At 69.7% G+C, this 12004-nt stretch carries 11 protein-coding genes; 4 read left to right on the plus strand and 7 right to left on the minus strand.

Annotated elements, in window-relative coordinates:
• Positions 1 to 2: 2 nt before the first annotated feature.
• The 5 genes from ACWELJ_RS16540 to clpS all read right to left on the minus strand — a co-directional run bounded on the left by ACWELJ_RS16540 (position 3) and on the right by clpS (position 2923).
• Positions 3 to 281: a MoaD/ThiS family protein gene (locus ACWELJ_RS16540; RefSeq protein ID WP_452366992.1), complete on the minus strand. Its 279-nt coding sequence runs from the start codon at positions 279 to 281 to the stop codon at positions 3 to 5.
• 50 nt (positions 282 to 331) lie between these two features.
• Positions 332 to 751 carry a Mov34/MPN/PAD-1 family protein gene (locus tag ACWELJ_RS16545; protein WP_452366993.1) on the minus strand — a complete coding sequence of 140 codons (420 nt, stop codon included), beginning with the start codon at positions 749 to 751 and terminating at the stop codon, positions 332 to 334.
• 131 nt (positions 752 to 882) lie between these two features.
• The gene (locus tag ACWELJ_RS16550) at positions 883 to 1944 is read right to left on the minus strand and encodes a P1 family peptidase (RefSeq protein WP_452366994.1); all 1062 of its coding nucleotides are present in this window, start codon (positions 1942 to 1944) and stop codon (positions 883 to 885) included.
• Positions 1945 to 2004: 60 nt separating this feature from the next.
• The gene (aosR, locus tag ACWELJ_RS16555; protein WP_452366995.1) at positions 2005 to 2574 is read right to left on the minus strand and encodes an oxidative stress transcriptional regulator AosR; all 570 of its coding nucleotides are present in this window, start codon (positions 2572 to 2574) and stop codon (positions 2005 to 2007) included.
• Between the two features lie 22 nt (positions 2575 to 2596).
• Positions 2597 to 2923: an ATP-dependent Clp protease adapter ClpS gene (clpS, locus tag ACWELJ_RS16560; protein ID WP_452366996.1), complete on the minus strand. Its 327-nt coding sequence runs from the start codon at positions 2921 to 2923 to the stop codon at positions 2597 to 2599.
• A gap of 164 nt (positions 2924 to 3087) precedes the next feature.
• On the opposite strand from clpS, the gene ACWELJ_RS16565 reads away from it, so the two are divergent.
• The 3 genes from ACWELJ_RS16565 (at position 3088) to ACWELJ_RS16575 (ending at position 7477) form a co-directional block, all read left to right on the plus strand.
• Entirely contained in the window at positions 3088 to 4401 is a 1314-nt protein-coding gene (locus ACWELJ_RS16565; RefSeq protein WP_452366997.1) for a nicotinate phosphoribosyltransferase, read from the plus strand.
• Between the two features lie 301 nt (positions 4402 to 4702).
• Positions 4703 to 5272, plus strand: a complete 570-nt coding sequence (locus ACWELJ_RS16570; protein WP_452366998.1) for an isochorismatase family protein — start codon at positions 4703 to 4705, stop codon at positions 5270 to 5272.
• 159 nt (positions 5273 to 5431) lie between these two features.
• Complete coding sequence (locus ACWELJ_RS16575) at positions 5432 to 7477, plus strand: ATP-dependent DNA helicase (RefSeq protein ID WP_452366999.1); 2046 nt, start codon at positions 5432 to 5434, stop codon at positions 7475 to 7477.
• Between the two features lie 162 nt (positions 7478 to 7639).
• Here ACWELJ_RS16575 and ACWELJ_RS16580 read toward each other — a convergent pair whose 3' ends face one another.
• Positions 7640 to 8167: a DoxX family protein gene (locus ACWELJ_RS16580; RefSeq protein ID WP_452367000.1), complete on the minus strand. Its 528-nt coding sequence runs from the start codon at positions 8165 to 8167 to the stop codon at positions 7640 to 7642.
• A gap of 144 nt (positions 8168 to 8311) precedes the next feature.
• Positions 8312 to 9679: an NCS2 family permease gene (locus ACWELJ_RS16585; RefSeq protein WP_452367001.1), complete on the minus strand. Its 1368-nt coding sequence runs from the start codon at positions 9677 to 9679 to the stop codon at positions 8312 to 8314.
• Between the two features lie 269 nt (positions 9680 to 9948).
• Here ACWELJ_RS16585 and ACWELJ_RS16590 point away from each other — a divergent pair, with 269 nt between their 5' ends.
• The gene (locus ACWELJ_RS16590; protein ID WP_452367002.1) at positions 9949 to 12003 is read left to right on the plus strand and encodes an AMP-binding protein; all 2055 of its coding nucleotides are present in this window, start codon (positions 9949 to 9951) and stop codon (positions 12001 to 12003) included.
• The last annotated feature ends 1 nt before the right edge of the window (position 12004 follow it).

A 12004-nucleotide genomic window follows, 5' to 3' on the forward strand; every position in this document is an offset into this window, starting at 1 on the left:
GGTCAGCGGGCCCCGCCGGCGACCGCGGGCAGGATGGTCACCGAGCCGCCCTCGGACACCTCGGTCTCCAGGCCGCCGGTGAAACGCACGTCCTCGTCGTCGACGTAGATATTGACGTAGCGCTTGAGCTTGCCGTCCTCGAGCAGCTTGGCCGCCATCCCGGGGTAGTTGGCCTCCAGGTCGGCGATGACGGCGGCCAGGGTCGCGCCCTGCGCCTGAACTCGCTTCTCGCCCTTGGTGATCGGGCGCATGATGGTCGGGATGGACACGGTGACCGGCATCGGGGGGACTCCTCTGTTCGGTGGACGGCTCGTCTGGTCCGGGCGAGCGGCTAGGCGGGGTAGGCGGCGACGATCTCGACCGGCTCCTCGGTGACGACGCCGTCGAGGATCCGGTAGCTGCGCAGCTCGTGCTCGTGCGGATCCCGGGTGGAGACCAGCACGTAGTGGGCATTCGGTTCGGAGGCGAAGGACACGTCGGTGCGGCTCGGATAGGCCTCGGTCGCGGTATGCGAGTGGTAGATCACCACCGGCTCCTCGTCGGCCGCGTCCAGCTCCCGCCACAGGCGCAGGTGCTCGTCGGAATCGAACTCGTAGAAGGTGGGCGAGCGGGCGGCGTTGATCATCGGCACGAACCGCTCCGGGCGATCGGAGCCCTCGGGACCGGCCAGGATGCCGCAGGCCTCGTCGGGATGGTCGGCGCGCGCGTGCGCGACCATCGCGTCCACCAAGTCCGCCCTGATCACCAGCACCGTCGCATCCTTCCGTCCACGCCCGAAGCACCCGGCCGAACGGCCGAAACGCTCCCGTCAACAGGTGAGAATATGCGGGTATTCCCGAAGCGGCCGGTCACCCGCGCGCGCCCGGGAGCGCGCGGGTCGCCTCACTCGCCGAACAGGTCGCGGTAGGACGGGATGCCCGCCACCGCCGTCGCGGACAGGATCGCGTCGACGATCGCCCGCTCCACACACACCGCGGCCGCCGTGCACAGCTGGTCCAGGATCAGCAGATCCGCGGGAAAGGCCGGGGGCAGTGGGACATTCGGCGGCTGCTCGGCCGCACCGGTGGCCAGCGCGAACAGGGTGTCGCCGTCCAGCGGGGAATGCGCGGGCCGGATGGCGCGGGCCAGGCCGTCGTGCGCGGTGGTGGCCAGGCGGCGGCAGGCCGCCGGATCCAGCGCCGCGTCGGTGGCGACCACGCCGATCGTGGTGTTGAGCACGGTGCCCTTCACCGCCAGCGCGTTCGCCGCGGTCAGCCGCGCGGCGGTGGGCGCGCGCAGCCCGAAGAACTCGGGACCGTCGGTGCCCGCACCCCACGGGAATCCGGTGCGCGGATCGAACACCGAGCCGACCGGATTGGCCACGATCACCGCGCCCACCGTCACGCCCGCGGCCGGACCGTCGGCGAAACGCACACTGGCCGTACCGATTCCGCCCTTGATCGAGCCCGCCCGCGCACCCACGCCCGCACCGGCCGAACCACGCGCGAACTCCGGCCCCGCGGCCTCGGCGGCCAGGAATCCGGCGTCGGCGTCGGGCCGGATGCCCCACGCGCCCACCGGAAGATCGAAGATGACCGCGCCGGGCACGATCGGCACCACCCGGGAGGGGTCGGCGGGATCCATCGGAATGCCCTCCCGATGCTCCTCCAGCCACCGCATGACGCCGTCGGCCGCGGCCAGGCCGTAGGCGCTGCCGCCGGTGAGCAGGATCGCGTTCGCCTGCCGCACAGTGTTTCCCGGATCCAGCAGGTCGGTCTCGCGGGTGCCGGGGCCGCCGCCGCGCACGTCCACCGCGGCGACCGCGCCGCCCGGCACCCGGACCACGGTACAGCCGGTAGCCGCGCCCTCGCCCAGGGTCGCGTTCGGATCCAGCAGGCTGTGGTGCCCGACCAGCACCCCGCCGACGTCGGTGATCGAATTACGTGGTCCCGCAGTACTGTTCACGGCACATCCTCCTCGGTGACCGGGTCCGGCTCGGTGCCCACGCTAGCGTCGGCAGGCGCGCTACGGCGCGAGCGCCTGGATCAGCGAGTCCTGCATCCAGGTGAGCCAGTGGTAGACCTCGAGGCTCGGGCCGCGGGGGTCGTCATCCGGGAAATGCTCGGGCGTGTCGGCGTCGATGTCGAGGGCCGTGCCCAGCGCCAGCCGGACGTCGTTGAGGGCGGTGAGCCAGGCGTCGGCCTGTTCGGGGTTGATGACGATGCGGCCGCCGTGCGGGGGCAGCGTTTCCAGGACGACCCGGCCCGCGGCCACCTTGGATTCGATGATCTCCGGCTCGTGCAGGCTGCGCAGCGCGCTGTTGAGGTCGGCGCGCTCGGCGTCGGGGGAACCGGGTTCGGGCCGGTGGAAGTCCGGCAGCAGCCGGGCCAGCCGCGGGTCGGCGGGCGGGGTCGAGTTGCCCAGCTGTAACCCGGTCAGCGCCGCGAGATCGTCCTCGGGGGCCGATTCGGCCCGATCGGTCAGCAGTCCGGCGACCGCGCCGACCAGGGAACGCAGGACGTCCGCCTCGTGGGCGTCCATTTCCGAACGCAGCTTCAGCCCGCCCAGGGAGTTCTTTCTGCTCCACTTCCGCACGGGTTCACCGTAGTCGCCTCGGTCACTCGTCACGTTGCATGGTGGCCCACAGCCCGGCGGCGTGCAGCCGTTGGACGTCGTGCTCCATCTTGTCGCGCGAACCGGCGGACACCACGGCCTTGCCATCGTTGTGGACCTTCAGCATCAGCTCGGTTGCCTTACCTTTGCTGTAGCCGAAGAGCTTCTGGAAAATATAGGTCACGTAGTGCATGAGATTGACCGGATCGTCCCATACGACGGTGACCCAGGGCCGATCCTCTGCTTCCAGAATCTCGGAGTGTTCAATGGCCTCCGGTGTCGCCTGTGCCGACGACAGTGTCACATCGACGCCCGCCGTACCGGCGGCCATCTCGACAACGTCTTCTCTACACAGACCCATATCAACCAGGGTACGACTCGACGCCGATGAAACAACAGCCCAGCCGACACGCCGATCGGGCCGGGGGCGTGGCGCCGACATCCACGTAGCGCGGAGTCCGGGAGGCGAGCCCGGGTGTGCTTACAGTGGGGATCGTGATCATCGCTGACGGACTGACCAGTACCGCCTTGCTGACGGACCAGTACGAGCTCACCATGCTGGCCGCCGCGCTGGCCGACGATTCGGCGCAGCGGCAGTGCACCTTCGAGGTGTTCGCCCGGCGATTGCCGAACGGCCGTCGTTATGGTGTGGTCGCGGGGACCGGGCGATTGCTGGCCGCCCTGGACGAATTCCGTTTCGGCGAGCCCGAACTCGCGGTCGCGGCCAAGTTCCTCGACGATCGCACCCTGGAATGGTTGCGCGACTATCGCTTCGGCGGCCAGATCGACGGCTATCGCGAGGGCGAGCTGTTCTTCCCCGGCTCCCCCATCGTCACCGTGCGCGGCACCTTCGCCGAATGCGTCCTGCTGGAGACCCTCATTCTCTCCATCTACAACCACGACAGCGCCATCGCCGCCGCGGCCGCCCGCATGGTCAGCGCGGCCGGCGGCCGCCGCATGATCGAGATGGGCTCGCGCCGAACCCACGAACTCGCCGCCCCCGCCAGCGCCCGCGCCGCCTACCTGGCCGGCTTCGACGCCACCTCCAATCTGGAGGCCGCCCGCAGCTTCGGGGTGCCCAGCGCCGGGACCAGCGCGCACGCATTCACCCTGCTGCACAGCGGCCGCGACGGCGCGCACGAGGCGGCGGCCTTCCGCAGCCAGGTCGAGGCCCTGGGCGTGGGCACCACGCTGCTGGTGGACACCTTCGACATCACCCGCGGCGTGGCCACCGCCATCGAGGTCGCGGGCCCCGAATTGGGCGGGGTGCGTATCGATTCCGGCGATCTGGGCGTGCTCGCCCGGCAGGTGCGCGAACAGCTCGACGCCCTGGGCGCCCTCCGCACCCGCATCGTGGTGTCCGGCGACCTGGACGAATACGCCATCGCCGCGCTGCGCGCCGAACCGGTCGACGTCTACGGCGTCGGCACCTCGCTGGTCACCGGCTCCGGCGCGCCCACCGCGGGCATGGTCTACAAGCTGGTCGAGGTGGAGGGCGTCCCGGTCGCGAAACGCAGCTCCCACAAGGAGTCTCGCGGCGGCACCAAGCGCGCCGTGCGGCTGTCCCGCGACACCGGCACCGTGGTCGAGGAGATCGTCTACCCGGCCGTCGCGGACCGCCCCGAATCCGGCCGCTTCGAGGTCCGCGACCTCCAGGTTCCCCTGGTCCGCGACGGCAAGGTGCTGCCCGGCCTGCCCACCCTGGCCCAGAGCCGCGAACTGGTCGCGAAGGGCCTGATCAGTCTGCCCTGGGAGGGTCTGAAGCTGTCGGCGGGCGAACCGGCGATCCCGACGACCTTCCAGAGCTGACCCGCCGGCGCCGCTGGACATCGAGCAGCACCACGATGGCCACCGCCGCCGCGACCGCGAAGGGCGCGGCATGCAGGGCCGGATACAGCACCCCGTGCGCACGCACCGTCCCGTCGACCAACCCCAGTCCGACCGAGGCCAGCACGAAATAGCAGAACAGCAGTACCGCGGTGACGACAGCGCGCCTCATGGGAATCCCCCGACTCGGGCCCGGGCCGCGTGGACCGGCCGACGGCCGAGCGGCACAATGCGATACGAGACTCGAACCACTGTGGTTCACCCTGGCCCCGGGAGGCAGTCCATGAGCCGAGCCCTGATCGTCGTCGACGTCCAGAACGACTTCTGCGAGGGCGGGTCGCTGGCCGTGGCGGGCGGCGCGGCCGTGGCCGAACGCATCACCGACTATCTGGGCGTCTCCGACTACGCGGCGATCGTCGCCACCCGCGACTTCCACATCGACCCGGGCGCGCACTTCTCCGAACAGCCCGACTACGTCGACACCTGGCCGCCGCACTGCCGCGTCGGCACGCCCGGCGCGGAGTTCCACCCCGCCCTCGACACCACCGCGATCCAGGAGATCTTCTCCAAGGGCGCCTACACCGCCGCCTACTCCGGCTTCGAGGGCACCGCCACCGACGGCGACACCGCCCTGGACGCCTGGCTGCGCGACCGCGGCATCGACGCCGTCGACGTCTGCGGCATCGCCACCGACCATTGCGTCCGCGCGACCGCCCTGGACGCCCGCGCGGCGGGCTTCGACACCCGCGTGCTGCTCGGCCTCACCGCCGCCGTCTCCCCCGTCACCCTGGCCACCGCCCTCGACACGCTCCGCGCCTCGGGCATCGAACTCGCGGGAACCATGGAGAGCTGACCGGCTCGCACGCCCGGTAGCCGCCACCACGCCGGATGAGCCGTCCCTCCCGGCGAGGCACGGTCGATCCCCGGCCGGATCGGCGGAAATCAGTCCTCCGGAACCCGCGCGGCGAGGTTTGCGCGGGGGTTGTCGGCTGGGCGCAGTAATCTGGCCGCCGTGCCCGAACTGCCTGCCGTTCCGAAATTATTGGCCACCGCTGTGCAGGCGTTGGGAGGTAAGGAGCGCAAGGGGCAGCAGACGATGGCCGCGGCCGTCGCGCACGCCATCGACACCGGTGAGCATCTGGCGGTGCAGGCGGGGACAGGTACCGGTAAGTCGCTCGCGTATCTGGTCCCGAGTCTGCGCCACGCGGTGCGGACGGGCCGGACCGTGGTGGTGTCCACCGCGACCATCGCGCTGCAACGGCAGCTGGTGGATCGGGATCTCCCGCGGCTCGCCGACGCGCTGTCGACCGATCTGGGACGGGTCCCGCAGTTCGCGATCCTCAAGGGGCGCAACAACTATCTGTGCCTGAACAAGATCAACAGCGCGATTCCGGACGAGCCGGAGCAGGAACTGTTCGACGCGTTCGCCATCTCGAAGCTGGGCCGCGAGGTGCAGCGGCTCAACGAATGGGTCTCCGACACCGAGAACGGCGACCGCGACGAGCTCGCCCCGGGCGTCACCGATCGCGCCTGGCGGCAGGTGAGCGTCAGTTCCCGGGAATGCGTGGGCAAGTCCCGCTGCGCGTTCGGCCAGGACTGCTTCGCGGAGAAGGCGCGCGCCGAATCCGCCCAGGCCGACGTGGTGGTGACCAATCACGCGCTGCTGGCCATCGATGCCATCAGCGGCATCCAGGTGCTGCCCGAACACGACGTGGTGGTCGTGGACGAGGCGCACGAGCTGGTCGACCGGGTGACCGGCGTGGCCACCGCCGAACTGTCCACCGGCGGCATCAGCGCCGCCGCCAAACGCTGCGCCAAGCTCATCGACGAACAGGAAGTGGACCGCCTCGAGGGCGCGGCCGAGGCCTGGCACGGTCTGCTCGACGACCTGCAGCCCGGCCGCTGGGACCGGATGCCCGACGGCGCGGCCCCGGTGCTGGCGCTGATCCGCGACGCGGCCTGGAACGCCCGCACCGCGCTGGCCCCGCAGGGCGGTCAGGCCGCCGATCCGGAGTCGGCGGCGGCCCGCAATCAGGCGCTGGCCGCGGTGGAGGAGGTGCACGACGCCGCGGTCCGGGTGCTGACCACCTTCGAGGAGGCCGATCCGGCCGCGCACCGCGATGTGGTCTGGCTGTCCTCGGAGGAGATCCGCGGGGTGCCGCGCCGCACCCTGCAGATGGCCCCGCTGTCGGTGGGCGGCCTGCTGCGCAGCCGCCTGTTCGGCACCGCCACCGTGGTGCTCGCCTCGGCGACGCTGCAGATCGGCGGGTCATTCGACAATCTGGCGGTGACCTGGGGGCTGCCGCCGCAGTCGTCGGCGGTGGTGGATCCGGCGCTGGCCCATGGCGCCGAGGCCCCCTCGGACGAGAAGGCGCTGCGCTGGAATTCGCTGGACGTGGGATCGCCGTTCGATCACGCCAAGTCCGGAATCCTGTATGTGGCAAAGCATCTGCCCGCGCCGGGCCGGGACGGGCTGCCGCAGTCCTACCTGGACGAGATCGAACGTCTCATTCGCGCGGCGGGCGGGCGTACCCTCGGGCTTTTCTCGTCGATGCGAGCGGCCAAGGCGGCCACCGAGATTCTGCGTGAACGGCTCGATACGCCGGTGTTGTGCCAAGGTGACGACGCGACCGGCGCACTCGTCCGGAAATTCGCCGACGACCCGGAAACCTCACTGTTCGGAACACTTTCGCTGTGGCAGGGCGTCGATGTCCCGGGGCCGTCGCTGAGTCTGGTGATCCTGGACCGTATTCCGTTCCCGCGCCCGGACGATCCGCTGCTGGTGGCCCGCCAGCGGGCGGTCGAATCGCGGGGTGGCAATGGTTTTCTGTCGGTCGCGGCCAATCACGCGGCCCTGCTGCTGGCACAGGGCACGGGCCGGCTGCTGCGCAGTGTGGACGATCGCGGCGTTATCGCAATTCTGGATTCGCGACTCGCCACGGCGCGCTATGGCGGTTATCTCCGAGCATCATTACCACCTTATTGGGAAACATCCGATCCCCAAGTTGTGACAAAAGCTCTCGAACGACTGACAAATAGTGTCGCACAATTGAAATGACCTGTGAGAACCCTCACAGGAGTAGCTCCTACTTCCGGGCAGAAGTAAATTGGATTTCGATACTCCGGTGAACCCCCAATTCCCACATCGGATGTGTCCGTAGTCCCCGCGCCAAGCCCTGCACGCGGCGCGGGGACCCGAAACTCTCCAATAGGGTTCGCGCTACTTCACCGCGAGGGTGATGAGCGCGGCCACCACGCCGAGCGCGATCGCGCCGGCACTCCAGGCCAGTCCCTGACGCTGCCACGGACGGCCCGCGTCGAGCGAGATCCGGCCCGGGCCCGAGAAGGCGAAGGCGACCGCCGCGAGGCCGTAGACCGCGGGCAGCTCCCACATCGCGAAGCCGCCGCTCCAGGCCGTGTTCACCGCGTTGATCATGGTGCCCAGCACGATGGCCGCGGCCAGTGGCGTCAGCAGGCCCAGCGCCAGCAGCAGGCCGCCGGCCACCTCGCTCAGGCCGGCCAGGGTGGCGAAGAACTTGCCCGGGTCGTAGCCCATGCCCGCGAACGCGCCCGCGGTGGCGTCCAGGCCGTAGCCGTTGAACCAGCCGAACAGCTTCTGGCTGCCGTGCACGGCCAGCAGGACGCCGACGCTCACCCGCACGATGGCGAGGCCGATATCGGTGCCGGTCAGGGTCTTGGAGGCGCCGCTCAGGGCCTTGGAGGCGGTGGCGTTCACGGTTGCGGTCATGGGTGGGTCCTCATCTCTCGGGGTGTCTACGTCGCTCCGGCGATTTCCATCCGGACCGTGGTCCGTTTCGAAGCCTACAGCAGGTCCCCAACGAGAGCGGGCGCGAGGCTATTCCGCCTCGCGCCCGCTTTTTTCGATCGATCCCTACTCGGCCAGGAACCAGAAGTAGTAGAGGAACACCGCCATCAGCACCCACATGATCGGATGCACCTCGCGCGCACGCCGTTTCGCGACCATGACGATCGGATAGAACAGCAGGCCCATGGCGATGCCGTTGGCGATCGAGTAGGTCAGCGGCATGATGATCACCGTGATGAACGCGGGCACCGCGAATTCGAGCTTGTTCCACTCGATCTCGCCCAGCGCCCGGGCCATCAGCACGCCGACCACGATGAGCGCGGGCGCGGTCACCGCCGAGACGTCGGCGAACACCGCGAAGATCGGGAAGAAGAACAGCGCGACCAGGAACCAGCCCGCGGTGGCGACCGCGGTCAGGCCGGTGCGCCCGCCCGCCGAGACACCGGCGGTGGATTCCACGTAGGCGGTGGTGCTCGAGGTGCCGATCACCGCGCCCGCGGCGGTGCCGACCGAGTCCGCGGCCAGGGCCTGCCCGGCGCGTTCCAGCTTGCCGTCCTTGCCCAGCAGCCCGGCCTGGTTGGCGACGCCGATCAGGGTGCCGGAGGCGTCGAAGAAGTCGACGAACAGCATGGTCAGCACGACCACCACCATCTGCCCGGTGAACGCCCCCGGCAGGTGGATGATGGCCTGGCCGAAGGTCTGGTCCAGTCCGTGCGGCAGCGCGGCCACCGAGTCCGGCAGCTTCACCAGGCCCGTCACCATGCCGACCACGGTGGTGGCGAGGATGCCGTACAGCACCGCGCCGTGCCAGCCGAGCACCAGGAAGACGACCGTCGCGACCAGGCCGAACAGCGCCAGCAGGGTGGTGCCGTGGTGGAAGTTGCCCAGATGCACGAAGGTGTTCGGATCGGCGGTGACGATCCCGGCGCTCTTGAGGCCCAGGAAGGCCACGAACATGCCGATGCCCGCGCCGACCGCGAGTTTCATCTGCATGGGGATGGCTTCGATGATCTTCTCGCGCACCTTGGTCACCGCGAGGACGAAGAAGACGACACCGGACAGGAAGGTGCCCGACAGCGCCTCCTGCCACGGAATGCCCATGTGCAGCACGACGGTGTAGGCGAAGAAGGCGTTGAGGCCCATGCCCGGCGCCAGCGCGACCGGGTACTTGGCCCACAGGCCCATGACCAGGGTGCCGAAGATGGCGGCGACGGCGGTCGCGGTGAACACGGCCTGGACCGGCATGCCCTTGTCGTGGAGGTCGCCGCCGGGGCCGTCGCCGAGGATGCGCGGGTTGACCGCGAGCACGTAGGACATGGCCAGGAAGGTGACGGTGCCGGCCATCAGCTCGCGCTTGAAGGTGGAACCGTGTTCGCTGATGCCGAAGTACCGGTCGACGCGCCCCTTGGTGCGCGTGAGGACGTCGGTGCTCATAGGTGGGGATCTCCAGTCGGCCGGAGGACAGAGGCTGCTGGTCACGCTAGTTGGTCCGACGGGTCGGTTCGCTCACCGGCCCGGCGAACTGTGGGCAATCACACCTGCCAGAGCGTTGGTTTCGGGCCATCACCAGCGCAATTGATCCGCAAATAAACTAATTACCGGCCGGTAATTAGAGATCCTTGACCGCCATTGTCTGGGACGTTACAAATACGTAATCCGCCGGGGTTGATCAGGGGAACCGGCCAGGCAGAAGTTGTACGCCAGTGGTTACCGATGTCATCGACGCGGTCGCGGAGTTCGCGATCGACCGCCAAGCGCTCTGGGACGTCCTGATCGACCCGCGGATCTACCCCCGGCTATTTCCTGGAATCGGCGCGTGCGAGCCCGCCGACACCATCGACGCGCACCCCGCGTGGAATTTTCGGGTCGGCGGCGCCGGCACCGAGACCCTGGTGGTGCGGGTACACCTGCACCTCACCCGGCCGGGTGAGGGTTTCGAACTGCACTATCCCGAGCACGGCAGCTTCGCGACGGTGCGGCTGCGCGGCGACACCGGCCACACCCGGATCTACGTCACCTTCTTCAAGGCCGCGGCCGTGCATCCGCTGCTCACCCAGCTGCCGAACGCGACGGTGGTGGCGTGGACGCTGGCCGGGCTGAAACGGGTGGCCGACCTGATCCAGGGCACGCCGACGGCACTCGTCGTCAACGCCGAGGATTCGCGAATGCGGTTGCAGGCCGGGGTGGTCCGGCAGATGGTGAGCTCCGGGGTGGTGCGCACCTATCGGCCCGATGTGGGGCTGCGGCAGATCGGCGGCCTGGCCAAGTGGGGGTTCAGTCTGGGCGGCGGGTACGCGGCGGCGGCCGCGCACTCCCCGCGCCGGGCGGCGGTGATCGACGACCGGTACTCGAGCACCTTCGACCAATTGCACGCGCGCAGTAGCGCACTCGCGGGCGCGTTCACCTCGCTCGGCTTCGGGCCGGGCACCTCGATCGGGCTGCTGTGCCGCAATCACACCGGCATGGTCGAGTGCATGGTGGCGGCGGGCAAGTCGGGCGCGGACGCGGTGCTGCTCAATACCGGTCTGCCCGCGCGGCAGATCGAGGAGATCGTGCAACGGCACCGGCTCGCGGCGCTGTTCGCCGACACCGAGTTCGAGGATCTGGTGCGCCACGTCCCCGCCGAGATCCCCCGCTTCACCACCGACGACACCCCGCCCGACGCGGGCCGCACCAGCATCGAGGACCTGATCGCCATGCGGCAGGATCCGCCGCGCAAGGCGCCGCGCCCGGGCCGGCTGGTGGTGCTCACCTCCGGCACCAGCGGGACGCCCAAGGGCGCGCGCCGGCCGCACCCCAAGGGATTCGGGACCGTGGCCGCGCTGCTGTCGCGAATTCCGTTCGGCACCAACGAGACCATGTTCATCCCGGCGCCGCTGTTCCACACCTGGGGACTCGGGGCGTTGCAGATGTCGACGGCGGTGCGGGCGACCGTGCTGCTGGCCGACCATTTCGACGCCGAGGACACGCTGCGCCGGATCGCCGAGCACAAGGTGACGGCACTGGTGGTGGTGCCGATCATGATCAACCGGATCCTGGATCTGCCCGAGGCGGTGCGCGCCCGCTACGACCTGTCCAGCCTGCGCATCGTCGCCAGTTGCGGTGCGCCGCTGGACGGTGCGACGGTGCTGCGCTTCCTCGACACCTTCGGCGACATCCTCTACAACGTGTACGGCTCCACCGAGGTGTCGTGGGCGTCCATCGCCGACTCCGCGGACCTGCGGGTGTCCCCCACCACCGCGGGCCGGCCGCCGCTGGGCACGAAACTGGCCGTGCTGGGCCCGGATCGGCGGCCGGTGCCGGTGGGGGCGACCGGGCGCATCTTCGTCGGCAATCACATGCTCTTCGACGGCTACACCGACGCCACCCCGCCCGACGAGGCCGACGGCATGCTCGACACCGGCGATATCGGCTATCTCGACGCGTCGGGCAAGCTGTTCGTGGCCGGGCGCGACGACGAGATGATCATCTCCGGCGGCGAGAACGTCTTCCCGCGCGCGGTGGAGGAGGCGCTGTCGCATCTGCCGCAGGTGAGCGAGGTGGCGGTGGTCGGCGTGCCGGATCACGAATTCGGCCAGCGCCTGGCGGCTTTCGTGGTGCCGCGGCCCGGTTCCGGGCTGGACTCGGAGATGGTGCGCAATTACATCCGGCACCGGGTGAGCCGCTTCTCGGTGCCGCGCGACGTCACCTTCCTGGAGGCGTTGCCGCGCAATACGACCGGGAAGATTCTCAAGCGGACGCTGATCGCGCCCGCCTGAG

This window comes from Nocardia sp. NPDC004582, from assembly GCF_053602115.1.